Origin of the sequence: Bernardetia sp. MNP-M8 (assembly GCF_037126285.1) — a bacterium.
Lineage (GTDB): Bacteria > Bacteroidota > Bacteroidia > Cytophagales > Bernardetiaceae > Bernardetia.
This window is the reverse complement of sequence record NZ_CP147012.1, coordinates 3,709,855-3,734,732: the sequence shown is the minus strand read 5'-3', so window position 1 is coordinate 3,734,732 and position 24,878 is coordinate 3,709,855. Positions and strand designations below refer to the sequence as shown.

Annotated in this window: 24 protein-coding genes; 10 read left to right on the top strand and 14 right to left on the bottom strand. The window is 31.1% G+C overall.

The window, feature by feature from the left end; genetic code table 11:
• Positions 1–110 precede the first annotated feature (110 nt).
• Complete coding sequence (locus tag V9L04_RS15135; protein WP_338790687.1) at positions 111–3,368, bottom strand: WG repeat-containing protein; 3,258 nt, start codon at positions 3,366–3,368, stop codon at positions 111–113.
• 399 nt (positions 3,369–3,767) lie between these two features.
• On the opposite strand from V9L04_RS15135, the gene folB reads away from it, so the two are divergent.
• The gene (gene folB / locus V9L04_RS15130) at positions 3,768–4,142 is read left to right on the top strand and encodes a dihydroneopterin aldolase (RefSeq protein ID WP_338790686.1); all 375 of its coding nucleotides are present in this window, start codon (positions 3,768–3,770) and stop codon (positions 4,140–4,142) included.
• Here the strand turns inward: folB and V9L04_RS15125 are convergent.
• Both V9L04_RS15125 and frr read right to left on the bottom strand, forming a co-directional pair.
• Positions 4,139–4,564 carry a DUF1801 domain-containing protein gene (locus V9L04_RS15125; RefSeq protein ID WP_338790685.1) on the bottom strand — a complete coding sequence of 142 codons (426 nt, stop codon included), beginning with the start codon at positions 4,562–4,564 and terminating at the stop codon, positions 4,139–4,141. The two genes, folB and V9L04_RS15125, sit on opposite strands and share 4 nt — an antisense overlap.
• Before the next feature lie 193 nt (positions 4,565–4,757).
• Entirely contained in the window at positions 4,758–5,315 is a 558-nt protein-coding gene (frr, locus tag V9L04_RS15120; RefSeq protein WP_338790684.1) for a ribosome recycling factor, read from the bottom strand.
• Between the two features lie 287 nt (positions 5,316–5,602).
• Between frr and V9L04_RS15115 the strand changes: the two genes are divergently transcribed.
• Together V9L04_RS15115 and V9L04_RS15110 are read left to right on the top strand one after the other, a co-directional pair.
• Positions 5,603–6,043: a GNAT family N-acetyltransferase gene (locus V9L04_RS15115; protein ID WP_338790683.1), complete on the top strand. Its 441-nt coding sequence runs from the start codon at positions 5,603–5,605 to the stop codon at positions 6,041–6,043.
• Positions 6,044–6,476: 433 nt separating this feature from the next.
• A complete protein-coding gene (locus V9L04_RS15110; RefSeq protein ID WP_338790682.1) occupies positions 6,477–8,648 on the top strand; it encodes a S9 family peptidase in 2,172 nt (723 codons plus the stop codon).
• 125 nt (positions 8,649–8,773) lie between these two features.
• On the opposite strand, the gene V9L04_RS15105 is transcribed toward V9L04_RS15110, so the two are convergent.
• Positions 8,774–9,580, bottom strand: a complete 807-nt coding sequence (locus V9L04_RS15105) for a hypothetical protein (RefSeq protein ID WP_338790681.1) — start codon at positions 9,578–9,580, stop codon at positions 8,774–8,776.
• 330 nt (positions 9,581–9,910) lie between these two features.
• Here V9L04_RS15105 and V9L04_RS15100 point away from each other — a divergent pair, with 330 nt between their 5' ends.
• From V9L04_RS15100 to V9L04_RS15085, 4 genes are read left to right on the top strand one after another with little or no spacing between them, the layout of a single operon-like run.
• The gene (locus V9L04_RS15100; RefSeq protein ID WP_338790680.1) at positions 9,911–10,186 is read left to right on the top strand and encodes a hypothetical protein; all 276 of its coding nucleotides are present in this window, start codon (positions 9,911–9,913) and stop codon (positions 10,184–10,186) included.
• A 44-nt stretch (positions 10,187–10,230) separates the two neighbouring features.
• Positions 10,231–10,638, top strand: coding sequence for a hypothetical protein (locus V9L04_RS15095; RefSeq protein ID WP_338790679.1), 408 nt, complete (start codon positions 10,231–10,233; stop codon positions 10,636–10,638).
• Complete coding sequence (locus tag V9L04_RS15090) at positions 10,601–12,037, top strand: pyridoxal-dependent decarboxylase (RefSeq protein ID WP_338790678.1); 1,437 nt, start codon at positions 10,601–10,603, stop codon at positions 12,035–12,037. The genes V9L04_RS15095 and V9L04_RS15090 overlap by 38 nt, the downstream gene beginning before the upstream one ends.
• Positions 12,038–12,049: 12 nt before the next feature.
• Positions 12,050–12,694, top strand: coding sequence for a hypothetical protein (locus V9L04_RS15085; RefSeq protein WP_338790677.1), 645 nt, complete (start codon positions 12,050–12,052; stop codon positions 12,692–12,694).
• Between the two features lie 7 nt (positions 12,695–12,701).
• On the opposite strand, the gene V9L04_RS15080 is transcribed toward V9L04_RS15085, so the two are convergent.
• The 10 genes from V9L04_RS15080 to V9L04_RS15035 all read right to left on the bottom strand — a co-directional run bounded on the left by V9L04_RS15080 (position 12,702) and on the right by V9L04_RS15035 (position 22,682).
• Positions 12,702–13,169 (bottom strand): HAD domain-containing protein, encoded by a 468-nt coding sequence (locus V9L04_RS15080; RefSeq protein ID WP_338790676.1) that lies wholly within the window; start codon positions 13,167–13,169, stop codon positions 12,702–12,704.
• 21 nt (positions 13,170–13,190) lie between these two features.
• Positions 13,191–14,483, bottom strand: a complete 1,293-nt coding sequence (locus V9L04_RS15075) for an FtsX-like permease family protein (protein ID WP_338790675.1) — start codon at positions 14,481–14,483, stop codon at positions 13,191–13,193.
• Between the two features lie 140 nt (positions 14,484–14,623).
• Positions 14,624–15,022, bottom strand: coding sequence for a hypothetical protein (locus tag V9L04_RS15070; RefSeq protein ID WP_338790674.1), 399 nt, complete (start codon positions 15,020–15,022; stop codon positions 14,624–14,626).
• 130 nt (positions 15,023–15,152) lie between these two features.
• Positions 15,153–16,592 (bottom strand): hypothetical protein, encoded by a 1,440-nt coding sequence (locus tag V9L04_RS15065; protein ID WP_338790673.1) that lies wholly within the window; start codon positions 16,590–16,592, stop codon positions 15,153–15,155.
• 220 nt (positions 16,593–16,812) lie between these two features.
• On the bottom strand, positions 16,813–17,376 hold the full coding sequence (locus tag V9L04_RS15060) for a hypothetical protein (protein ID WP_338790672.1): 564 nt from the start codon (positions 17,374–17,376) through the stop codon (positions 16,813–16,815).
• 148 nt (positions 17,377–17,524) lie between these two features.
• Positions 17,525–18,454 carry a PfkB family carbohydrate kinase gene (locus tag V9L04_RS15055; RefSeq protein ID WP_338790671.1) on the bottom strand — a complete coding sequence of 310 codons (930 nt, stop codon included), beginning with the start codon at positions 18,452–18,454 and terminating at the stop codon, positions 17,525–17,527.
• A gap of 162 nt (positions 18,455–18,616) precedes the next feature.
• Complete coding sequence (locus V9L04_RS15050) at positions 18,617–19,507, bottom strand: neutral zinc metallopeptidase (protein ID WP_338790670.1); 891 nt, start codon at positions 19,505–19,507, stop codon at positions 18,617–18,619.
• A gap of 154 nt (positions 19,508–19,661) precedes the next feature.
• Entirely contained in the window at positions 19,662–20,231 is a 570-nt protein-coding gene (locus V9L04_RS15045; RefSeq protein WP_338790669.1) for a Uma2 family endonuclease, read from the bottom strand.
• Between the two features lie 137 nt (positions 20,232–20,368).
• Positions 20,369–22,141 carry an aspartate--tRNA ligase gene (gene aspS / locus V9L04_RS15040; protein WP_338790668.1) on the bottom strand — a complete coding sequence of 591 codons (1,773 nt, stop codon included), beginning with the start codon at positions 22,139–22,141 and terminating at the stop codon, positions 20,369–20,371.
• A 124-nt stretch (positions 22,142–22,265) separates the two neighbouring features.
• On the bottom strand, positions 22,266–22,682 hold the full coding sequence (locus V9L04_RS15035) for a hypothetical protein (RefSeq protein ID WP_338790667.1): 417 nt from the start codon (positions 22,680–22,682) through the stop codon (positions 22,266–22,268).
• Between the two features lie 86 nt (positions 22,683–22,768).
• Here V9L04_RS15035 and V9L04_RS15030 point away from each other — a divergent pair, with 86 nt between their 5' ends.
• From V9L04_RS15030 to V9L04_RS15020, 3 genes are all read left to right on the top strand, one after another.
• Positions 22,769–23,116: a hypothetical protein gene (locus V9L04_RS15030; RefSeq protein WP_338790666.1), complete on the top strand. Its 348-nt coding sequence runs from the start codon at positions 22,769–22,771 to the stop codon at positions 23,114–23,116.
• A gap of 172 nt (positions 23,117–23,288) precedes the next feature.
• Positions 23,289–24,365, top strand: a complete 1,077-nt coding sequence (gene prfA / locus V9L04_RS15025; RefSeq protein ID WP_338790665.1) for a peptide chain release factor 1 — start codon at positions 23,289–23,291, stop codon at positions 24,363–24,365.
• Positions 24,366–24,413: 48 nt separating this feature from the next.
• Complete coding sequence (locus tag V9L04_RS15020; protein WP_338790664.1) at positions 24,414–24,848, top strand: hypothetical protein; 435 nt, start codon at positions 24,414–24,416, stop codon at positions 24,846–24,848.
• The last annotated feature ends 30 nt before the right edge of the window (positions 24,849–24,878 follow it).

The following is a 24,878-nucleotide window of genomic DNA, read 5'->3' as shown; positions in this document are numbered from 1 at the left end:
AAATTATGTTATCAAATTTCTTTGATAATGGATTTTAAGAGAAGTTGTTCTAAGAATAATTTTAATTGTTTTTGTTGGCGTAGTTACACTAAAATATCAAATGGCTTATTTTACCAATCTCCATTGCTTTCATCAAAGAAGTCTAGTTCGTTTTTTTGCTTTTCTTTTCTTCCACTTTTATTTATGTAATAACGTTCACCATCTTTTTCTACTAGAGCTTGCTGAGTTGTTCCGAAGGCTTCTGCTGCATCATAAATAAGAGGAATAATTATTTTTCCTGCTTTATCTACATACCCCCATTTATTTCCTTTTCTTACAGCAATAGGACTTTCTTCTGTCGTGCCTACATCATCATATTCTGTACTGATTACTTCTTCTGCATCTTCATTTACAAATCCTTTTTTACCATTTTTGGCTACTTCCAAAAGTCCACTGATAAAGACTGAACTAACAGAAGAATAACGATTTGTATTTATTTTTTGATTTCCATTTGTACGCAAATCTAAGAAGCTATAACTCATTATTCCATTTATATTTTCTGAGACAATTATAATATTATCATTATTAGTAAAACGAATTTGGTCATAACTGATAGGTACAATTTCTTCTCCTTTATGATTAATAATTCCCCATTTTCCTTTTTTCTTTACCTCAGCTCTGCCATTTTTAAAATTACCAGCTTGCTCAAATTCAATAGGTAAAATAATTTTTGCATCCGTACTGACATATCCATTTTTTCCATTCAAAGTAACTTTTGCAAATCCTTCTGAGAAGTTATCAATTTGGTCATAAATTATGGGAACAAGCATTTTTCCTTCCATATCAATAATTCCCCATTTGCCATTTTTTTCTACCTTTGCATAACCAGCAAGAGGCTCTACATCTTCTCCAAAACCCGAACTTTGAGGGTAAATATAAAAAAATGATTCTGCATTATCATATTTTATTGGAATGACAATCGTTTCAGTCTTTGTATTAAAATAGCCATATTTTCCTTCTTTTTTTACTCGTTTCAAGATAGCATTATTTGCCATTAGCATATAATCAACATCATCAAAATTGTATTCGATGATTTCATTTTTGCTATTGAGATAATTCCACTGTTCTCCTCTTTCTAAAAAAATTCTATTTCTTCCTACTGTTGAGCTTATTTTGTCATACGCAAAAGGCATTACATTTTCATTTTCAACATGAAGTCCCATTTTTCCGTTTGTTTCATCTTCTGTCCACATAAAAGGTATTTCATCCATATCAATAAAAATATCAGAAGCTGAAGCCACTTGCAAATAACGATTTCCAAATTTATCAATAGATTGCCAGTCGTCACCATATTTGACCCAACCTTGTTCATCTAAAAATGGCAATGCACCATCATAATTAAATTCTATAAATGGACTTCCACTGATTGAAATATATCCCCATTTTCCATCTTGCTTGACGGCTGCAAAACCTTCAGAAAAAGAATAGGCTTCTTCAAATTTTGGTGGAATAAGCCAATTTCCATCTGCTGATAAATATCCATATTTTGACTTCTCTTCTTTTTCATATTCTTGAGCCAATGCAAGTCCATTTTGAAACGATTCTACCATTTTATATTTTGGCTCTATCAACCACTTTCCTTTTTTATCAATAAATCCCCACTTACCATCTTGCTTAACGGCTGCAAATCCCGAAGAAAAAGGTTTTGCATCTTCATACTTTTTCTTCATTTTTTTTCCTTTTTCATTGATGTAAGTGTATGTTCCATCATGATATTTGGCTAATAAAAAACCATCTGAATAGGAGTAAATATAATCCCATCTGAACTTGGTCAGGGGTTTTCCTTCTCGTTTTATTATACCAAAATTTCCATTGATACGAGCTACTGCATCTCCTCTAAAAAACTTTCCTATTTCGTCATAGGTAACAGGAACAGTAATTTTGCCTTTCGAATCCATTAAACCTGTTTTCCCATCTTGATATACTTTTAGATAATCATTGCTTAGTTTGTCTATCTTATCAAAAACAGGTGGTTGCAAAATCTTTCCAGTCGGACTGATTGCTCCCCAATGTTTGTTTTTCTTGACCAAAATAAGGTTGTTTTTATAAAAAATATCTACTTCATCATACTGAGTTGGAGCGATAATTTTTCCATTTTCTCCCATAAAACCATATTTATTTAACTTTCTTATCCAAGCTAAATTTTCTGTGATAAAATGAATTTCATCATATTCTAAAGGCACGATAAGTTCTCCTTGCTTGTTAATTACGCCCCAATGGTCATTCTTTTTAACGTGTGCAATGCCATTTTCAAAATCATCTATTTCTTGATAAATAATAGGAGTAACTAATTTTCCTTCTTTGTCCATTAATCCAAATAGATTGTCTTGATGAACTTTAGCTAATCCATCAATGAAAGGCTCATAAATTGGATAAGAAGACTTTAAAACTTGATTTCCTTTTTTGTCAATAAAAAACCATTCTTTGTCTTTTCTTACTGCTCCTAATCCTTCTGAAAAATACTTTGCTTCATCATAAATAAAATCTACAATGGTTTCACCTTTTTCGTTGATATAGCCCCACTTATTCGTATTATTTTTTGAGCTTTCTTCTGTTCTGACTTCTGCCACTCCTTCATAAAAAAAGGGAATATCTTTATAAATTATCTTCACTACTTCTTTTCCTTCTTTGTCTATTTTGCCCCACAGGTTATTTTTTTGAACTAATGCTGTTCCTTTTTCAAAGTCTTTTGCATTTTCATAAACAAATGGAATAATCTCTTCACCTTTTTTATTAATAAAGCCATATTTTCCATTTTTTCTGACATAGGCTAAGTCTTCTGAAAAGTTATAGGCATCATCATATATCAAATCAATTACTAAGTTTCCTTCTATATCTACAAAACCAACCCGATTATTTTTTTGAACTCTTGCCATTCCATCTTTAAAAGGATAAGCATACGAATATTCAAAAGGTACAATAGAGACATTCTGAACATCAATAAAGCCAGCTCTTCCTTCTAAACGAGCCACTGCTCTTCCTTGCTTAAATGCTCCTAATTCTTGATAAATAATTGGCACAAACTGTTCTCCATCTTCGGTAATATATCCCCAACGACCATTTTTCTGAACTCTAGCTACTTTGATAGGTTGATTTTCTGCATTCTTGATTTGCTCAAAATCTATTGCTTGAGTATAATGAGCAGGAATAAGAATCATTCCTGTTTTTTTGTCTTTGTAGCCATATTTTTGTGTTTCTCCATCGTCGTTACTTTGATGAAAAGGTACTAAATCTTGACTATATACATTATTAGAAAAACAGAAAGTAAATAAAGTCAAAGCCGTAATCAGTTGGCAGACAGAAGAAAGACGAATTAGATAAATATTCATGCAAAGTAGTGGTTAGGCTTAAAACAATTTTCCCATTTTGAAACTATACAAAACTATAAGTAGAATAGAAAAAAAAGCAAGGTAAGTCAAATTTAGGATTTCATAAAACTAATTTATAGTAGTTTGAGCAAAGAAACAAATCAAAATCCTTTTTTACTTTTTTTATTTAATGATAGTTTGTGTTTTTATTCCTACATTCAAAGCAAAATAGTACATTTATCTTCTTACTTTTAGACTATAAAGCTGTACCTTTGTAGTAAGGAATGATTACGAAGCGTTTTGTAGTGAAATAAAAAAATTTCGTCCTTCAAAATTTTGTTAGAAAACAATAAAGTGTAGTTCTTTGTAGCTACACTTTTTTTATTCAAAATCATTTTACAAATAATAGATTCAATCAAAATGGGAAAAATAGCCTTAGAAGAATTAGAGTTTTTTGCCAAACATGGCGTGCTTAAAGAAGAACAAATTATTGGAAATCGCTATCGAATTGATGTCGAAGTAGAAGCAGACTTAGAAAAAGCCTCAAAAAGTGATAATGTAAAAGATACAGTAGATTATGGACATCTATACAGAATTGTAGAACGAGAAGTAAATACACCAGCAAAACTTTTAGAACACTTAGCAGGAAATATCCTAAATGGAATATTAGAGGAAATTCCGAAAGTAGATAACGCAAAAGTAGTTGTTCACAAATATAATGCACCAATTGGAGGTGTTTGTAAATGGTCAAAGGTTACTTTAGAAAGAAATAGAAAAAAACAATCAAAAGTCTAACTCTTCTTTTTATCAATAAAAAGAGCTGCTTTGTGAAGCATTTTACAAAAATCATTTTCAAAATCTTTATTTTTTTGGTCTTGAACTTCTATTTCTGCATCAGTTAAACTTTCTATATTTTCATACATTGTTTTGGGAAAATAAACGTGACGAATACGCTTGAGAGAAAGAGATTGCTGAGCAAAGAAATTTTCTTTATCTTCCAAATGTATTCCATCCATAAAACCAATGATTAGATTTTCTTTTGTAGGGCGAAGATAAAGCAATGGCTTTTTTTGATAATCATAGAAAGGCATTCTCCATTTTATAGATTCCTTTATAGTTGGAAATTCTCTAAAAATGAGTTTACGCAAATAAAAAAGTTCGTTTTGATACTTTTCTTGTTTGAAAATATATTCGCTTACTGCTTCTGATGTTTGCATTTTTGTTTATTATCAAAAAGCCTTTTCCAAACAAATTTAGAAAAGGCTTTTTAAGTTTTATAATTTCAGAAAAATAATTTCTAAAATCTAACTCTTTACCAAAGAACACAAATTAAATAAACTACTATTTTTGAATTACTAATTTATTAATAGTCAATAATTTACATTCGTATTTTTTAATTCGTAATTAATCTTAAACTGTTGTAATATCTTTTTCTTTAGCTTCTAAAAGTTCATCAATTTTTTTAGTATAATCATCAGTAAGTGTTTGGACTCTGTTTTCTGCTCCTTTTATCATGTCTTCTGGCGCACCGTCGATAGCACGTAGTGCATTATTTGTATTCTTACGAACATTACGAATTCCTATTTTACCTTCTTCTGCTTCGTTTTTGGCACGCTTTACAAGTTCCTGACGGCGTTCTCCTGAAAGAGCTGGTACATTGATACGAACCAAATCAGCTTCTCCCATTGGATTAAAACCTAAATTACTATCACGAATAGCACGAGTAATTTCGGCTACCATGCTTTTTTCCCAAGGCTTAATCATTACTGTTTTTACATCAGGAATAGAAATATTTGCTACCTGAGCAAGTGGTGTTTGAGCTCCATAATAATCTACCATAACACCATCAAACATAGAAGCTGTTGGCTTGCCTGCACGAATTTTACTAAACTCTGAAATAGTATGTTTAACAGCTTTGTCCATTTGTTCTTTTGCATCATCAAGATACATATTGATTTCCTCTTGCATAATTTCTATTGATTTGAATGATTTTGAATAAAATTTATATTCAGATTGAATTTTTAGTAAATTAAATACCAAAACTACTAAATTACTCTAAAAACATACTAACTATTTTGAGAAAAATTAGTTTTGTAATTATTTTTCTGTTCAATCAATTATAAAATAATGCTAGAAAAAGTCTATCTTGTTTGACAAATATTGATTCTATTAAATAGAAGTTTTACTTTTTAGATAACTTCAACTTGCTTATATCTTATTTTTAGTTTTATTTTTTCACTTTTGCCTTATTTTTTATGTTAGAATTTAGAGTTATCGAACACAATTCAAAAGATTATTGGGATACTGTTCATTTGAGAGAGTTAGTTTTGCGTCAACCTTTAGGAATGCGTTTCTCTTCAGAGGAGTTAGAGTTAGAAAACAATAGTTATCATATTGCAGTCTATGACGAAACCCAAAAAATAATTGGTGCTGCTATGTTTGTTCCTTTATCTTCTACAAAACTCAAAATGCGACAGGTAGTAGTTGCAGAAGATTGGCAAGGAAGAGGAATTGGAAAAGAACTGATTGAATTTGCAGAAAATTTTGCTCAATCAAAAGACTATCAACTCATTGAAGCAAATGTAAGACAAACAGCAATGGGATTTTATGAAAGTATGAACTATCAAAAACAAGGAAAAGAATTCACCGAAGTTGGTATTCCTCATATGAAAGTAGAGAAAAAATTGAATTCATAATTTCTGAGCATTTTTGTAGTGCGACAAGCGTAGCTAATTGAGACACCATAGCTGTAAGGCTATTAATATTTTTTTCTTCTACTCCGTTAGGAGTTTCATATTGGTAGATAAAAATAAAAAAATTAAAATTCATGTACTCCGTAGGAGTTGTATATTGGTTGTATATTGGTCGCATTTTGTATTAAAAATCTTGAAATCTACCAATATGTAGTTCCTAAGGAAACAGAAAGACAAATAAATTTTTAACCTTAGGGCTATGCTCTCCACCAACGAGCATCAAAATTCGAATAAAATCAATAAGGTGCAAAAATTGTCAAAAAAACATTTAAATTATCGCTCAAAACATAACACTACCCAAAAAAACACTAATTTGTCATATCTTGCTTTCCCAAAGTAAAAAATACCATTCCAACTTTAACTACTCAAAAACACAATGCAAACAAACTTTTCAAAACTCTGCTTTACTACGGCAGTTATAGGTTCTTCACTTCTTTTTAGTTGTGGAGAAAATTCTAAAAAAGATAATTCAACTGAAACTATGACAATTACAGACACACTTACGCCTCCAATGGCTCAAAAAGTTCCTCAAAAATTAGAAGAACACGGATTTACACGCATCGACAATTATTACTGGCTTCGTGATGATAGCCGTACAAAACCTGAAATGCTTGCTTATCTGAATGCAGAAAATGACTATGTAACAAAATCATTGGCACATACAGACGAGTTGCAAACAAAAATTTATAAAGAAATTAGAGGAAGAATAAAAGAAGATGATGCTTCTGTTCCTTATAAATATCAAAATTATTGGTATTACACTCGTTATGAAGAAGGAAAGGAGTATCCAATTTATGGACGTAAGAAAGAAACTTTAGATGCAAAAGAAGAAATTTTATTGAATGGAAACGAGCGTGCTGAAGGAAATGATTTTTATTCAGGCAAAATTAGTGTCAGTACAGGCGAGAATATGATGGCTTTTGCAGAAGACACAACAGGAAGAAGACAATATACTGTTCGTTTCAAAAACCTAGCAACAGGAGAGATATTAGCAGAAACTATTCGAAATGTAGAACCTTCAATAGTTTGGGCAAATGATAGCAAAACTCTTTTTTATGTAAAAAAAGATCCTGAAACATTGCGTTCGCATCAAGTTTGGAGTCATACATTGGGAACAAATCCTGAAACTGACAAACTAATTTATGAAGAAAAAGACGAATCGTACTATACATATATTGGAAAATCAAAATCCAAAAAATATGTAATGATTTATCTGAGCAGCACCCTAAATACAGAAGTTCATTTAATTGATGCTGATAAGCCAACAGCAAAACCAACTGTATTTTTGAAACGAGAAGCAAAGCACGAATATAGTGTAGAGCATCAAGACGACCATTTTTACGTAGTTACAAACTGGGAAGCTCAAAATTTTCGTTTGATGAAAGTAAAAGTAGGTCAGCAAAACGATAAGAGCAAGTGGGAAGAAGTAATTGCTCATCGCCAAGATGTTTTGTTAGAAGATATTGAAGTTTTCAATGATTTTATGGTTTTGAGTGAGCGCAATGAAGGACTTTTACAACTTCGTGTTAGAAATCAAAAAGATAATACTGAACATTATATGGAATTTGAAGACCCTGCATACATGGCTTATACTTCTCAAAACTTTGAGTTTGATACAAAAACACTTCGTTTTGGCTATACTTCCATGACTACTCCAAACTCAGTGTATGATTATGATATGGAAACCAAAGAAAAAACACTCAAAAAACAACAAGAAGTTGTCGGAGGATATGAAACTAATGAGTTTGTTTCGGAGCGTGTTTATGCAACAGCAAAAGATGGAACAAAAATTCCTATTTCGTTAGTCTATAAAAAAGGAACAAAGAAAGATGGAAAAAATCCGTTAGTTGTCTATGGTTATGGTTCGTATGGCGCATCAATGGACGCTTATTTTAGTGTTTCAAGATTGAGTCTTTTAGAACGTGGTTTTGTGTATGCGATTGTACATATTCGTGGTGGAGAAGAAATGGGAAGACAATGGTATGAAGACGGAAAACTGCTAAAAAAGAAAAATACTTTTGAAGATTTTATTGCTTGTACAGAATTTTTACAAAGCGAAGGTTTTGGAAGTCCTGAAACTACGTTTGCTGCTGGTGGAAGTGCTGGTGGTCTTTTGGTGGGTGCAGTTGCTAATATGCGCCCAGAACTTTACAAAGGAGTTTTGGCAGCCGTTCCTTTTGTTGATGTTGTTACTACAATGTTAGATGAGTCTATTCCACTCACAACAAACGAGTTTGACGAATGGGGAAATCCTAAAAACAAGGAATATTATGATTATATGATGACTTATTCGCCGTATGACAATGTAGTTGCTCAAAATTATCCAAATATGTTGGTTACAACAGGTTTGCATGACTCGCAAGTTCAGTACTGGGAACCTGCAAAATGGGTCGCAAAACTTCGTGAATTCAAAACAGATAAAAACAAGCTTTATTTCAAAACTAATATGGATGCTGGACATGGTGGAGCTTCTGGGCGTTTTGAAGCCATCAAAGAAACGGCTTTAGAATATGCTTTTATGTTGGATTTGGTCGGTAAAGCAGAGTAAATAATTAAAATATTCAACTTTATAAACCAACCTCCTATTTTGCTTACTTGTAAGATAGGAGGTTGTTTTTTTCATCTAAAAATATACTTCCTTGTGAGAATATAAGTCAACAAAACCTAACATTTCTACTTAGTTAAATTAGGAATTATAATTAAATCCTCTATGCCTTTAGTCATATTGAGATGTTTTTTTAGAGGCAATAAGCTCTTCTTTTTAGTATATATGATTTCTTCATCTGTAGTGGGATGAATGTAACCATAAAGCTCCAAATCAAAATCGTTATGTTTGAATTTATCCTCCCAGTTTATTAATAAGGAATTATATTCGATAACATTTGTATATATTTCAACTGTACTCAAAGTGTAAAGATACTCTCTTTTTCCAGATTTAGAAAAATCTGGTTTTATATAAAAAGAGATAGCTACACCTGCATAAGGTATATGATTATGAGTAATAAAATTATTGCAAAGAGATAACACTTGATTTTCGTCTACAACTAAAGGAATTTTCATTTCCACTCCAATTTGTTGAGCTATCAATTTTTCATTCTCTTTAATCTTTTCATGAGATAATTTTAATTTTCCCCAAGCATTTCTATAATCTTCTGTTGTTGTTCTCTCTAATAAGGAGATATTTTTAAAAGGTCTTATGAGACCAAGTCTAACCATAGTATCCATTTGTATAATAAGATGAGCTATATCATTCTTATCATCTTTAAGAAGATACAAAATATCAGTAACATGTTTTTTGGTAGAATCTAGAGGTATTGTACTATTAGGCGTAGAATACTTGATAGTATCATTTTTTTCTTGGTAGATAGTATTGGTAGTAGCCTCTGTAAAAGAAACTCCAGTCACCAAATACAAAGTCAATAATAAAAAGATAGTTTTTGTCTGATTATTTTTAATTCGGTGTTTATTTTTATGGTTCATCTAAATTAGATTATGGTAAGAAAATGATTATTGTTTATTTGATGAATATAATCTTTAATTTAGATTGAAGTCACATTTTTATTATATTTTATCGTCTTTTGATATCATTTTAGACTGTTTTATAACTTGGGCGTACTCATAGGCTTCATTAGTAAGTAGTAATAACACTTTCTACAAGGCAGTTTTTTTCTGTTGAAAACAAGAGTCCATTTTTCTCGTTAAACAAAATATTTATCTTAAAACTTTTATAAATCATTGATAGAATCAAACTTGATTTTGTTGTTTCTTTAAATTGTGAAAGTCTTATATCTACATTAAAACTCAAAATACATGGAAGATATAGAAGAAATGTTCTCAGATGCTTTTGAAGTAATTTTTCAAATCCTTTTCAATGTCATTGGAGCGTCTGTTCGATGGATATTTTTCTTTGGAAGTATTTCTTTTAGTCGTTTAAGAAATCAAAAACTTAAAAATATTTTAGTCGCCCTTTTAGTTTGGCTTATGTTACTAGGTGGTGGAGGTTTTTTGTTGTTTAATAAAATTTCTATAAATGAAAAACAAGAGCAGGAGATTAGTATAATCACAAAGACAAATTTCAATTTATGAAAAATGAAGCTTCTCTTTAATTACAAAAATTCCTGCTTTGTTGTATGCAAAATAGAAGTTTTTTGCTTTTCATTGAAAACTACATTCTATTTTTCTCGTTAGAAAAAATATTTCCATTCCCAAATAACAAAAACATGGTAGGAGATATAATTGTAGGTTTGATAGAGGGCATATTTAAAATCCTAATAGAATTAATTTTTAGAATTTTCTTCAATTCAATAGGAGCTGCAATTCGTTGGTTATTTTTTTTAGGAAAATATTCATACAGTCATTTATTTGGACACTTTGGAAGAAATATCATAACTGCTATCTTGACTTGTATTATGATTATTGCAGGTGGAATTTATCTAAATGAAAATTCTAAAAAAGAAATACAAGAACAGGAAAACACTATTAATTTATCAAATTCAAACCATGAACAATATCTTACAGTCAGATTCAGAAAACATTGAATCAATTCTACAAAAAGTGGCTTCTCAAGGAACAGATTATCTAAAAAACATCAATGAGAGAGCAACTTCTAGTAAGTTTGACTCAACAGATCAACTACATCTTAATCAGCAAGGTTTAGGAACAATGCAAACCTTAGAATTATTTAATCAACGATTTGAATCTACTATGGTAGCTTCTTCAGGTTCAAGATTTTGGGGATATGTAACAGGAGGCTCTACGCCTGCATCTCTTGTAGGCGATTGGTTGGCAAGCATCTACGACCAAAATACACAAGCTACAAATGGAAATGGAGATATTTCTGCAAATATTGAGTTAGAAACTATCAATTTATTATTAGATTTATTTGAGCTTCCAAAAGAATTTTTAGGTGGTTTTGTAACAGGTGCAACCATGTCTAACTTTACGTGTTTGGCAGTAGCAAGACAATGGATAGGCAAAAACTACAAAGATAGTCAAGGAAATAATTCACCAAAAGATATAGCAAAGGAAGGAATTAAAGAAGAAATTGCAGTTTTATCAGCTACTCCACATTCATCTGCCATAAAAGCAATTTCTTTATTAGGAATGGGAAGCACAAAAATTATTTCTATCAAAACACTAGAGGGAAATAGAGAAGCCATTTCAATTTCAGATTTAGAAAAAGTTATTGAATCTCTACATGGAAAACCTTTTATTTTGCTTTCAAGTGGAGGAACAGTAAACACTGTAGATTTTGATGATTTTGAAGCAATATCAAAACTAAAAACTAAATATAATTTTTGGTGGCATATTGATGCTGCGTTTGGTGGTTTTGCAGCTTGTTCGGAGAAGACAAAACATTTGGTAAAAGGTTGGGAAAATGCAGATAGCATTACTATAGACTGTCATAAATGGCTAAATGTTCCTTATGAGAGTGCTATTTTTTTAGTAAAAAGAGAATATAGTATTTTACAAACTGAAACATTCCAAAATTCGAATGCACCTTATTTAGGAAACCCATTTGAGAATTTTAGTTATCTCAATGTATTGCCTGAAAACTCTAGGCGTTTGAAAGCTCTTCCTGCTTGGTTTACACTTATGGCGTATGGAAAAGAAGGGTACAGAGATATTGTAGAGAATTGTATTGATTTGGCAAACTATTTTGGTCAGAAAATTACTAAAAGCAATGATTTTGAATTATTAGCACCAATTCATTTGAATAATATTTGTTTTTCCTTAAAGAAAAATAGTAATGAAGATAATCAAGAAGAAGTTACACTTTTTTTAAAAAAGCTAAATGATACAGGAAAAGTATTTATGACTCCAACTTTTTATGAAGGCAGAAAAGGAATTAGAGCTTCTTTTGTAAATTGGAGAACAAAAAAAGAAGATATAGACTTGGTTTTTGAGGAAATGAATCAGATTATTTTATCATTTTAATCATTCTACTTTATGAAAAAACGAAATTTCTATTTACTATTTTTCGTAGGTTTTATTCTTCTAAGTTTTCAATTCCATCAAAAAAATGAAGTCGATGATTTTGATAAAGAACGAAAGCTCAGAGAATTAATTTCTAAAACTCAAATTTTAGAATTACCTATTTTTTTAGATGTTTATCAAGAAGAAAAATCTGCAAAATTGATTGGTTTAGATAAATTATTGAAAATGAATATAGAATCAATGGATAAGGGTAATGATTTGATTGCTGTTTTGGGAATTTTACCTGATACGTCTAATTATTTTACGTTTTTAGCTTACAAAGCTGGAGATATTTTGTACCCTACATTTGTTACTTTCAATAAAAAAGGAAATTTGATAGATGACAAACCAATTCTTTTAAATGAAAATTTTAATATTTTTGAAGAAGTAGATTTAAGTTATCAAACAAGCACAGTAAATTTATCAAAAACTAAAAGAGGTCTTGAAATAACACTTTTGGAAATAACTAAAGGCAAAAGATACAGAGAATTTGAATCAAATACAGAAAATACAAATCTAACAGATAGTCTTTTTTGTCAGCAAGTTATACAGACAGGTTTTTTGGATGAAAATGGAAAAGTTATTTTTGATGATAAAATCATAGAGGATTGTAGATAGACTAGACTTAATCTTTCCATAAAGTCTTAATAATTTCTTGTGCTTGTTTTAGTTTTTCTGAATTGAAACCTACAAGTAGACTTGTTTGAACCCAATATTTCTTATATTTTTCTTCCAAATTATGCAAACTAGAATCATCATCTAAAATCAGAAAGTTATTTATTGGCTCATGTGATAGAAAGGCTTCTATTTCTTTCCGTCTTGAAATTTGATAATCTCCATTTGGCAAAAATCCTTTTATTTCTGTCTTTATATTACGATTAATGAATATTTCTCTAAATTCTTGTAGCGTTTTATTCATTCTTCTTGTTGAGGAAAGCCATAATTCACATTCTAAGTCTTCGGTTAGTTTATTAAAATTTTCCACACATTTTTTATTGAATACAGAATAACCATCAAAATCCATTTCATCGGCTTTCCAAGTAGGAGTTGTAATCAAAACACCATCTAAATCTAAAATAATTACGTTTTTCATAACAATTGCTTATACAAAATATTACTTCAATAAATTTGCTGTAATAGAAGTGTGTGAAGCATTGCGAGCAGGAACAAAAGAAGCTAAAATAGTAACTACAATCACTGTAACACACACCCAAATAACATCTAAATACTCTAACTCAACGGGATAAGATTCCACAATCGAATTTCCACTTCCCAAAGGAACAAAACCCCATTGCTGTTGTGCCAAAACCATTGAAATGCTTAAAAAAATTCCGACTACTGCTCCAATAAAAGCAATGATAGAGCCTTCAAAATAAAAAAGCCTTCGTATCATTGATTTTGAAGCTCCAATAGAAAAGAGAAGTGAAATATCATAACGTTTTTCTACAGCAAGCATCGCCAAAGAAAAGAAAATATTAAAACTTGCAAGCGCAAGTACAAACGAAAAAGCAATGTAGGCAAAAAAACGTTCAATCTTAAAAGCTCTCAAGATACTTGCCTGCTGTTGTTCGGCATTTTCTACCAAAAATTTTCCTTTAAACTTTCCATCAGTTTCTATTTTGGCATCTTTTACTAAAAGTCCAGACTTATCTTCTAATTCTCGTTTTAATTCTCTTTGAACTTTATTGATTGAAAAACCCTCTTTCACTTTGATTTCTAAAGAAGTTCGTCTTTTATTATAATCTGTCAATTTTTGGGCAAAAGAAAGAGGAACAATAACATGATTTTGGTCAAATTGCTGTTCGATAAAAAGAACTCCACCTGTCATAATTGCCTCTTGATTAAAGGCATTTAATGGATTGGTTGGCGAAATATTTTTCACTCCTTTTTTGGGATACCACACTTGCAAGGGCGTAATTTCATCATTCATAGCGACAGAAAGCATGGTGTAAACTCCATATCCTAAAAGAGCAAAATCTAAATTTCCTTCTTTTATTTTAAATTTTCCATCAATAATTTGGTCTTTGAGTTGATACTGTTCTGAAAAATTATCACTTACACCTTTCAAATGGACAGCCATTCGTGTGCCTTTATATTGAATGAGCGCATTATCTTCAATTACTTCTGTAACAGTTTTAACTCCTTCTATGCTTTTAATGGTCTGCATTAGAGAATCACTCAAAACAAATGATTTTCCTTCTTTAGCAGAAATTTTTAGTTCAGCATTATAGGCTGTATGTAGTTTTCGTGTTAAATCTTCTAATCCATTGAAGACTGAAAGTACAATAATAAGTGCTGCTGTTCCGATAGCCACACCAATCATAGACATAAAAGTCAAAAGATTAATAAAATTTCGTTTTTTCTTGGCAAAAAAATAGCGACGAGCAATAAAAAGAGCTGTATTCATAAAAATTATTCTAATTCAAATCAAAATGAATTTTATTCGATATTCTGTAATTAAAAAACCTTATAAAATTATCTTATTAAAGTATAAGGAAATTTTATAAGGTTTAAAAGTAGGTTTGTTTACTTGATGATATGTAAAGTTTAGGCAAGTAACCAGTTGAGAGCTTCATCTTCTGTTTTGAAATTTTTAGATTCTTCAGAATAATCGCCTTCATTTCTCATTGTATCTAATTGCTTCAAAGACATTTGATTATAAATATCTTCTGCTACAATACGAGCTACTTTAAAAAACTTAGTGTTTGAAACTTCATAAGCCTTCGGAAAATAATTTTCTTTGAGCCAATCTCTGTTCTCTTCTGCAATTACTTTGCTCTGACTCATATCTACTAAAAGTTTATTGGTTTGATATTTTTCTATCAAATCTAATACTTCTAACCAACAAGGTTGATATTTTTCTAATACCAAAAAGCCTTTCATTTCTACTTTGATGTAATTGCCTTTTGAATCTTCTACATGATTTACTTGATAAGAGCCAGCCATACGAATAAAAATTAGTTTTATATAGGGAAAATAATGTGTGAAATATAACAACTAATTTGATAAAACAAAAGGCTATTTGGTCAAATAGAAAAAAAACATATTTTTTTATTGATTATGCAACATTGTTGATTTAGCAAATCAGAGCCATCAGTTTTTCATCAAACAAAATATATTTTGTAGGAGAAAAATGTGTTCTGTCGTGGTCTTTCATTTTATTGAAAATCGCACGAATTTTATGTTGTTTATTGCGTTTTGTATCATTAACAGCCGTTTTCAGAATTTTTACAAAGCTAATAACATGTTCGCAATGTTCTTTTCCCATTAATCTAATTTGACGCTGAATACTACTTATAAGTTGATTAAATAAGTCATACTCTTTCATGATTGCATACTCTAAAGCCAAGATAGACTTTATTTCTAATTGAGCATATGGGTATTTTTTTAAATTTACGTTATTTAAAAGATTATTTAACCAACGAGAAGCCTCTTCATACTTATCAGCATAATGACAAGAGATAGCACGATAGGTAATATATTCAATATATTTTGGCATGTCATCTTCATCTGCTTCATAATCAGTAAACAACATTTCATTTTCTGCATGCATATATGCCTGTTCGCCTGCACGAATACAGCGTTCAATTTTTGTATGTAAAAACTGTGAAGGATACGTATACCAGCTATAATTTGTCAATAAATCACCTATTGCTTCGTTTACATCTTCATAATATTTTTCTGCTTTACGATATACTTTATAGTAATTGTAGTATTCCAAACGCAAAAATTCGAATAATAAACGGAAGTGATAATAAATTGTATCTTTTTCGTAAGTAGCAAATATCTTATTTACTTTTATCAAAATATCTTCAATTGGTTCTTCATCATCAGTAATGCCTTCATCACCTTCAACAAATAACCTATGAAAAATATTAATACAACTTTGATAAACAAATAGACGATGTGATTCATAAAGACGAGCTACATTTTCAATCTCGTTTTTAAGTAAAGTAAGTCCTAAACGTTCTACTTCATCACCTGTCATGGAATATACTCCAAATTTTTTGAAATAGTCTGACAAAATATCCTCTGCTCTATCAATAGCTAACATGTAAGCTACATGTTTGTTATAGAGTTGAGAATATTCGTAATGTTCTTGAGTATGAACGTGAAGTTTTTTGAGAGCCTTGTAAACAAGAGTAAGTTCGTTGGAAAGATCATAGTCTAGTAATTCCTTTTCCAATTTTTTGATAGTAGCAATAGAAATCGTTTTCTTTTTTGTAAATAGAACTTCATTAATATTAGCTACTTTTTTGAGCAAATCAGTACGAGGACTTTCCATTTGCTGAAGTAAATACTCTTCTATTTTTTGGTTCAGACGAGAACGCAGTGTATAATACGCATTCGTATTTACATCTAGCTCTTCCATTACTTTTCCATCTGCAAGACTTCTTTCTCGTAAGGCTTTAAGTAAAAAAGCAGATTTATCAGCATTACTGACAACTAATGAATCATGTATTGCTTGGTAATCTTTTTCAGATAATTGCTTTATTATATTTGTGAGTTTTGCCATAATAGTTTCTTGAATGTACGTTTTAGGGGTACTGCTTTTTAGTGTAGCTTGAAAAGTAACGCTGAAAAATTTAAGGGATTTTATTAGTCAAAGATGTATTTTAAACATCTACTATATCGTTTTTCCCTTAAAATTAAGAAAAACTACAATTTTATAGCAACTTTTAGGTCTTTTTTTTTCAAAAAAAGTAAAATTTGTACTTTGTTAATACAATTTTTGGTTATTCTTCCTCTTTTGAGCCTTGATATCTTGCTCTTAAGACGGATAAACTAATTTTGTCAGGAACTAAAATAGCTTCTGGAAAATCATCTTTTATAGCTACAAGTTGTCTTTGTGCTTCTAACTGACTAATGAAATATCCTGCCTTTATTTTAAATAAAGGTTGTTCATAAACAGATTCTGCTCTAAGACCATGTCTAGAAAGTGTATAACTTGCTTTATTTTTTACTGCGTTTGCTTTATCGCTATCCGAACCTGTATAAAGTTGAATACGATAACCAGGTAAAGATTTGAGATCAGAATTTTTTTCAGCCAAACGAGAAAGCATTGCATCTACTGCCATTGCATCAGAAGTAGGTGGTGTGCCATTGGTTTGATTTGATGTATTTGTAGTTTCGGTATTTTCTACTTTTGTAATTTCCTTTGTAGGTGCTTTATAAGTTGCTAAAGCTATTCTAAATGCCCCTAAATCTTCATTATAAACAGATGTTGAAGAGGAAGTAGGTTTTGTAGTTGTACAGCCAAACAAACTCATTAGAAAAACTAATGAAATTGAGAAGAGCAAAAAGCGATATTTTATAATTTTGTTCACTAATTTTATACTTTTAGTTTTAGCTTAATTACTTTTTTTTAATAATGATAAATCAAACTTTCCAATAAAAAGGAAAATTTGATTTACCAAACTAATCTTTTATTTGCAGACAAGCAAATGACTATACAAACACAGTTCCTATCAAATCAGCAAATTTACGTTCACGTTGTGCAATTTCTTTTGAAGAAAGATTTTCCAAACGCTCTGTTCCAAATTTTTCTACACAAAAAGAAGCCATTGCCGAACCTTTAATTACTGCTTTTGACATTGTTTGGAAATCAATTGTTCCTTGTTGTGCCATATAACCAATAAAACCTGCTGCAAAAGTATCTCCTGCACCAGTTGGGTCAAATACTTCTTCTAAAGGCAGAGCTGGAGCATAATAAATTTTATCATCCTCTTTAGTTAACTCAAAAAGAAGTGCGCCATGTTCTCCTTTTTTAATTATTACATATTTAGGTCCCATTGCATGAATCTTGCGAGCAGCCTTTACAAGCGAATATTCTCCTGATAATTGTCTTGCTTCTTCGTCGTTAATCGAAAGAACATCAACAAGTTTTAATGTTTTTTTCAATTCTTCTAAAGCTACATCCATCCAAAAATTCATTGTATCCATAACAATAAGTTTAGGACGTTTTTTCAATCTTTCGATAACTGTACGCTGAACTTGTGGCGCAAGATTACCCAACATTAAATACTCACAATCTTGATACGATTCTGGGATGATTGGATCAAAGTTTTCTAAAACATTCAATTCTGTGATAAGTGTATCTCTAGAATTCATGTCGTTGTTATACTTTCCTTTCCAAAAAAATGATTTCTCATCTTCTTTAATTTGTAGTCCTTCGGTATTTACGCCATGCGACTCTAACATTTTGATTTTGTCTTTTGGAAAATCGCCACCTACTACAGCTACCAAATTAATAGGTTTAGTAAAATAAGAAGCGCAAAGGCTAATAAACGTGGCTGCACCACCAATAATTTTGTCTGTACTACCAAAAGGAGTTTCGATGGCATCAAAGGCAACCGAACCGACTACTAATAAACTCATATATACAAATTGTGAATTATGAATTGTGAATTATGAATAAATACTAATGTTTCGTAATTCTAAATTCAATTATTTCTAAAAAAATTAAAGTACAAATTTACGAATAAATTTAGATTTTAGAAGTTTGATTTAGAAGTAGATCCAAATCATACTAAAGATAGCCTACAAATCATTTGTTTTAAAAGTATCATCTTGACGAATATCTCCTGTTTGATAGCCTTTCATAAACCATTTTTTACGCTGTGCAGACGTGCCATGAGTGAAAGATTCTGGAACAGTATAACCTTGTGATTGTTTCTGCAAACGGTCGTCTCCAATGGCATTGGCAGCATTCATAGCTTCTTCTATATCACCTTCTTCCAAAATGCCTTTCCATTTGTCAGCATAATGCGCCCAAACTCCTGCATAAAAATCGGCTTGTAGTTCTAACCTGACAGAAAGTTCATTTTGTTTAGTTTTGGAAACTCTTCCTCTATGATCATTTACATAATCACTAGCACCAAGTTGTTTTTGGATATGATGTCCTACTTCGTGAGCAATTACATAGGCTGCTGCAAAATCTCCTCCTGCACCAAAACGATTTTGTAATTCTTCGAAAAAGGTAAGGTCAATATAAATATCTTGGTCGGCTGGACAATAAAAAGGACCTGTTGCAGATTGACCTGTTCCACAATCAGTATTTGTTACTCCACTAAAAAGAACTAATTTAGGTTCTGGATAATCAGCATTGAGTTCTTCTTGAAAAATTTTATTCCAAACATCTTCTGTATCTTTCAGAACAACAGATGCAAACTGTCCCATATCGTCAGTTGGTTGTCCATTTTCATCACTTGTACTTACTCTATTTTCAGTCTGTACAGCACCTCCATCAGAAGCTCCTCCCAAAATAGCTGAAGGGTCTCCTCCCAAAAGCATCACAATGATAACAATGATAACACCACCAATACCTAGACCAGCTTTACCTACTCCACCACCCATTCCACCAAAACTAGAACCACCACTTCCACGACGGTCTTCTACATTACCACTTCCTTGTCTTCCTTTCCAACGCATAATTAAAAAAATTTAAGATTAAAAAATTGAATAAAATTGATTTATTAATATTGATAACTCTAAAATAAGAAAATTGTGTTTAAAACTCTCGTTTTTTATTGGACTTTCAAAAATGAGTTTCTTTTATGAGTGATTTTTTGTATAAAAAATATCATTACATTTCATAAATATCCTTTACACTCACTTCACAGTCCAAAATCTCCAAAATAGCATCCATATTGAGCATTTCTTCTGTATATTTTGTTTCACTTTCCAAAGTACGAACATAAACGGCAGGTTCTTTTGTATCAAGGCTACTTTCTATCATAATATATTTTTCAAGTGATTTTATTTTTTTGTAACATTCAAACTTATCTCCTTTGTCATAATTACTTGTAAAATCAGAAAGAACTTCTATAATAATTTTGGGTTCTTTGAGTGAATATGCGCCATAAAGCATTTTTTCTTTCTCAATTTCGCCACAATAAATATGAATATCAGGATATAAAAAAGCCTTTTCGCAGTCTGGTGTGTGTAATTTCATATCACCAGTTACTAATGTGCATCCTTTTTCACGAAGGCACATATCAAGTAAACGAATAAGGTTTTTGATAATAATTTGATGTTCAAGAGTTGTCCCTGCCATTGCACGAATTTCTCCATTCAGATATTCTATTTTTTCATCCGTATTGGCATCAATCATCATATATTCTTCTACACTTATTCTTCTTTTTGAGATTGTCATTTTCTTGAGTTTTATAGTGCTATTTTGTTCTTTTATAAAAATACAAAAAAACTGTTCAATAATAAAGAATTATCAAACAGTTTTTAGGCTTCTGTTTCAAGCGTCGACGCTTGAAACAGAAAATAAATATCCACCACTTAAACCTTAGCTTTCAAATCAACTTTAATTTCTAGTTCATTAAGTTGTTTTTCATCAATTGGAGCAGGTGCATCAATCATCAAATCTTTTCCTGCGTTATTTTTAGGGAAAGCGATAAAATCTCTAATACTCTGCTCACCACCAAAGAGTGCACAAAGACGGTCAAAACCAAGTGCAATTCCACCGTGAGGAGGCGCACCATATTCGAAAGCGTCCATTAAGAAACCAAATTGAGCCTTTGCTTCTTCATCTGAAAAACCTAAAAATGCCAACATTTTTTCCTGTAAAGCTCTATCGTAAATACGAATAGAACCACCACCAATCTCAACACCATTCAAAACCAAATCATACGCATCTGCACGAACATCAGCAGGATTTGTATTTAATTTTTCTAAATCTTCTTTTTTAGGAGACGTAAAAGGGTGGTGCATCGCAAACCAACGATTTTCTTCTTCTCCCCATTCTAATAAAGGAAAATCAAGAACCCAAAGAGGTTTGTAATCGTCAGCTTTACGGAGTCCTAATTGATTGCCCATTTCTAAACGCAATTCGCTCATAGCTTTTCTAGTTTTGTCTGCATTTCCTGCCAAAACTAAAATTAAATCTCCTGCTTTTGCATCAAAAAGGTTTGCCCATTTCTTCAAATCCTCTTCATTGAAAAATTTATCTACTGAAGATTTTAATGTTCCATCAGCATTAACTTTCAAATAAATAAGTCCTGTTGCACCAATTTGTGGTTTTTTTACAAAATTTGTAAGGGCATCTAGTTGCTTACGAGAATAATCTGCACAGCCTGTCGCATTTATTCCTACGACTAATTCAGCATCATCAAAAACTTTAAAATCTTTTCCTTTTGTAACATCGTTCATTTCCTTAAACTTCATTTCAAAACGAATATCTGGCTTGTCGTTTCCATACGTTTTCATCGCTTCATCATACGTCATTCTAGGGAAATCATTTTCGATATTGATTCCTTTGAGTTCTTTAAAAAGATATTTCAAAAGTCCTTCAAAATTATTCAAAATATCTTCTTGGGAAACAAACGACATTTCGCAGTCAATTTGAGTAAACTCTGGCTGACGGTCTGCTCTCAAATCTTCATCTCTAAAACAACGAACAATTTGGAAATATTTATCATAACCCGAAACCATCAAAATCTGCTTAAATGTCTGTGGACTTTGTGGCAAGGCATAAAATTCCCCTGGGTGCATACGACTAGGAACTACAAAATCTCGTGCGCCTTCAGGAGTAGATTTTATCAAAAATGGCGTTTCGATTTCCATAAAATCTTTTGCATCCAAATATCTACGCATTGCTTGTGCCATTTTGTGGCGAAGCATCATATTATTTTGAAGTTTTGGACGACGTAAATCCAAATAACGATATTTCATACGCAGCTCATCTCCTCCGTCTGTATCATCTTCTACTAAAAAAGGAGGCGTTTTAGATTCATTCAGAATCTCAAGGCTCGTAACTTTCAATTCTACTTCTCCTGTCGGAATATCTAAGTTTTTAGAAGTGCGTTCAATTAGCTTTCCTGTTGCCTTGATGACACATTCTCTACCCATTTTCTCTCTAACAAGTTCTAGAAGTTTTGGGTCTGTGCTGTCTTCTTCTAAAAAAAGCTGCGTAATTCCGTATCTATCACGAAGGTCAATCCAAAGTAATTTTCCTTTATCACGAATACGACGTACCCAACCACAAAGGATTATTTCTTCATTCTTTTCTACGTCTGAAAGGCGAAGTTCTCCACAAGTATGCGTTCTTAACATAAATCTATTTTTAAGGCTTTAATTTTATATCTTTTTTTACGCACCTTAAAAGGTACGGAACAAAATAATTGCATACTAAAGTGTACACTATATTTGTATATTCTGCAAAGGTAAAATTTTTTTATTACTTCATGTATTTTTTAATCTCTGTTTCGTAATCTGTGGGATTTATTTTGATAGGCTCATCAGTTCCATTAAATAAAATAACTTGCCAAGCATTTTGAGATAAATCTAACTCAAAAACTTCATTTTTAGAACTCTGAAATTTCAAATTTCCTTGTGCTTCTGTATCTACTATAGAAATTTCTTGAGAAGTTAAATATTCTCTTGTTAAATCTAAATAAGACATGTTTTCATTTAAGATAACATCATAATTATCAGCATCTGTTTTTTGTAACTCTTCTATCATTTCAATCGTTGGCATGACAAAAATGGCACAAGGCTTAGATATAGTTTCATCTAGTTTATTTTTTTTAATAAAAAAAGAACTGAAACTAAAAATAATACTAGTAAAAAATAGAGATAGGATTATTGTTTTCATATAATTAAAATTAATTAGTTATCGTTTTTACTTAAATTGCAAAACCAAATATATAAAATTTTAACTACATATTTTCAAATAAAAACATGAACTTACCTTCTTATAATGATATTGAAAAAATCCACTTTTGGGTTCCTCCCCAACCTTGTAGTTTAATGTTGACTTTATTTGACAGAGAAGGACAAGAAATAAAAGTAAATATGTTTCCCACAGATGAAGGTCTTGAGATGCTTGAAAAAGAAGAATATACTCCACCACCAAATCTAAATATACCTAGAAGACTTTATATTAATGAAGAACTAGTTGAACATAATGCTTCATTAGAAAAGAAAGTTATCAATATTTTATCAAATTTGATAAGAGATAATCGTTTAGGGCATCCAGAAGGACTTACTGTTATAATGGCTCAAGAAATGATTGATTATTTTAAGTAAGAATAAATTGTTATAAATATACATTGCATTTTTATCTGTAAGTCGTAATAATGTTTCCTGATTTCACAAAAAAATACTCAAATTATTATTGTATATTTGTACTCAATTTTCAAAAAGTGATTTTACATTTACTTAAAAAATATACGCCCTTACATTCAAGAATTAAATCAATATGGTAGATAAATTAGAAGAAATTAGAAAACGTTTTCATGATGTTCGTGAGGAAATGATGAATCCTGACTTGATGAACGACATGGACAATTATGCAAAACTAAGTAAAGAATACAAAGACTTAGAAAAAATTGATTTGAAATATGAAGAATATGAGAAAATACTAAGCAATATCGAAGGCGCAAAATCTGTTTTGAGAGAAGAAAAAGATGAGGATTTTAGAGAAATGGCAAAACAGGAGCTTGAAGAGCTAGAGCCAAAACAGGAAAAAATAGAAAACGAAATCAAGACCCTACTTATTCCTAAAGACCCAGATGATGATAAAAATGCCATTCTTGAAATCCGTGCAGGTGCAGGAGGAGATGAAGCTGGTATTTTTGCAGGAGATTTGTATAGAATGTATCAGCGTTTTGCTGAGGTTCAGAAATGGACTTGGGATATTATCTCATTTAGTGAAGCCACAGCAGGTGGTTATAAAGAAATTATTGTTTCTGTTACTGGAAATGAAGCCTACGGAAAACTTAAATACGAATCAGGCGTTCATCGTGTTCAGCGTGTTCCAGATACAGAAAGTCAAGGACGTGTTCATACTTCGGCTGCATCAGTTGCTGTTTTGCCAGAAACAGATGCCGTAGAAATCAATCTTGATATGGGCGATGTCAAAAAAGATACGTTTAGAGCATCAGGAGCAGGTGGACAGCACGTAAATAAGACAGAATCGGCTATTCGTTTGACTCACCTTCCATCAGGATTAGTAGTAGAATGTCAAGATGGACGTTCACAAATTCAAAACTTTGAACAGGCTTTGAAAGTATTGAAAGCTCGTTTATATGATATGGAACTACAAAAGCAAAATGCTGAAACTTCAGAAACTCGTCGCTCAATGGTAGGACGTGGTGACCGTTCAGACAAAATTCGTACATACAACTACTCACAAGGACGTGTAACCGACCATAGAATAAACTTTAGTGTCTTTAATTTGCCTAACGTAATGGATGGAGATATTGGTTCTTTTATCGAAGAATTGAAATTGGCTGAGAATGCAGAACGTTTGTCGGCTGCTGCGAGTGGAGAGTAAACTAATTTAGAAGTCTGAATTTAGATTTTAGAATTAAATACGAATAAAATGAAAAAGTTATTGCTTGTTATTTTATCTATTTTCCTAATTCAAGTTGGAACTTATTTTCTGATTGGCAAAGGTAGTTTACCTTTAGAAGTAGCCAAAAATAGACGTACTTTTGCAGGAGAATACTATAAAAATATACATCTTTCATCTCAATCAAACCTTTCTAATTCGGATTTTCAAATTATAAAATCATATTTTGAAGACGAACTTGGTTATAAAGTCATTGGAAGCAGAGAAAACAATAAAGACAAAAAAATGTGTGAGTATAAGGTCAGGATAAAACATAAATTTTATTTTATATCTGATGTAAATTCTGCTAATGGGTTCTTTGTTGCTAATGATAATGAGGTTTATGTAGAAGTATTTGAAAGCAAATACATTTGGATTCTCTTCAAGTGGTTTAAATTGCAAGATGAGAATACTGCACAATCTTAGAAAGAAAAAAAGGAATTTGAACTCAATCAA

What these genes read in the sequence shown, in the direction of transcription:
- V9L04_RS15105 (WP_338790681.1), bottom strand. Translation starts at nt 9,580, where the DNA reads ATGAACCATAAAAATAAACACCGAATTAAAAATAATCAGACAAAAACT.
- V9L04_RS15075 (WP_338790675.1), bottom strand. Translation starts at nt 14,483, where the DNA reads ATGAATACAGCTCTTTTTATTGCTCGTCGCTATTTTTTTGCCAAGAAA.
- V9L04_RS15115 (WP_338790683.1), top strand. Translation starts at nt 5,603, where the DNA reads ATGTTAGAATTTAGAGTTATCGAACACAATTCAAAAGATTATTGGGAT.
- V9L04_RS15100 (WP_338790680.1), top strand. Translation starts at nt 9,911, where the DNA reads ATGGAAGATATAGAAGAAATGTTCTCAGATGCTTTTGAAGTAATTTTT.
- V9L04_RS15085 (WP_338790677.1), top strand. Translation starts at nt 12,050, where the DNA reads ATGAAAAAACGAAATTTCTATTTACTATTTTTCGTAGGTTTTATTCTT.
- V9L04_RS15125 (WP_338790685.1), bottom strand. Translation starts at nt 4,564, where the DNA reads ATGCAAACATCAGAAGCAGTAAGCGAATATATTTTCAAACAAGAAAAG.
- V9L04_RS15050 (WP_338790670.1), bottom strand. Translation starts at nt 19,507, where the DNA reads ATGCGTTGGAAAGGAAGACAAGGAAGTGGTAATGTAGAAGACCGTCGT.
- V9L04_RS15035 (WP_338790667.1), bottom strand. Translation starts at nt 22,682, where the DNA reads ATGAAAACAATAATCCTATCTCTATTTTTTACTAGTATTATTTTTAGT.
- V9L04_RS15110 (WP_338790682.1), top strand. Translation starts at nt 6,477, where the DNA reads ATGCAAACAAACTTTTCAAAACTCTGCTTTACTACGGCAGTTATAGGT.
- folB (WP_338790686.1), top strand. Translation starts at nt 3,768, where the DNA reads ATGGGAAAAATAGCCTTAGAAGAATTAGAGTTTTTTGCCAAACATGGC.
- prfA (WP_338790665.1), top strand. Translation starts at nt 23,289, where the DNA reads ATGGTAGATAAATTAGAAGAAATTAGAAAACGTTTTCATGATGTTCGT.
- V9L04_RS15095 (WP_338790679.1), top strand. Translation starts at nt 10,231, where the DNA reads ATGCAAAATAGAAGTTTTTTGCTTTTCATTGAAAACTACATTCTATTT.
- V9L04_RS15065 (WP_338790673.1), bottom strand. Translation starts at nt 16,592, where the DNA reads ATGGCAAAACTCACAAATATAATAAAGCAATTATCTGAAAAAGATTAC.
- aspS (WP_338790668.1), bottom strand. Translation starts at nt 22,141, where the DNA reads ATGTTAAGAACGCATACTTGTGGAGAACTTCGCCTTTCAGACGTAGAA.
- V9L04_RS15070 (WP_338790674.1), bottom strand. Translation starts at nt 15,022, where the DNA reads ATGGCTGGCTCTTATCAAGTAAATCATGTAGAAGATTCAAAAGGCAAT.
- V9L04_RS15045 (WP_338790669.1), bottom strand. Translation starts at nt 20,231, where the DNA reads ATGACAATCTCAAAAAGAAGAATAAGTGTAGAAGAATATATGATGATT.
- V9L04_RS15020 (WP_338790664.1), top strand. Translation starts at nt 24,414, where the DNA reads ATGAAAAAGTTATTGCTTGTTATTTTATCTATTTTCCTAATTCAAGTT.
- V9L04_RS15055 (WP_338790671.1), bottom strand. Translation starts at nt 18,454, where the DNA reads ATGAGTTTATTAGTAGTCGGTTCGGTTGCCTTTGATGCCATCGAAACT.
- V9L04_RS15080 (WP_338790676.1), bottom strand. Translation starts at nt 13,169, where the DNA reads ATGAAAAACGTAATTATTTTAGATTTAGATGGTGTTTTGATTACAACT.
- V9L04_RS15135 (WP_338790687.1), bottom strand. Translation starts at nt 3,368, where the DNA reads ATGAATATTTATCTAATTCGTCTTTCTTCTGTCTGCCAACTGATTACG.
- V9L04_RS15090 (WP_338790678.1), top strand. Translation starts at nt 10,601, where the DNA reads ATGAACAATATCTTACAGTCAGATTCAGAAAACATTGAATCAATTCTA.
- V9L04_RS15030 (WP_338790666.1), top strand. Translation starts at nt 22,769, where the DNA reads ATGAACTTACCTTCTTATAATGATATTGAAAAAATCCACTTTTGGGTT.
- frr (WP_338790684.1), bottom strand. Translation starts at nt 5,315, where the DNA reads ATGCAAGAGGAAATCAATATGTATCTTGATGATGCAAAAGAACAAATG.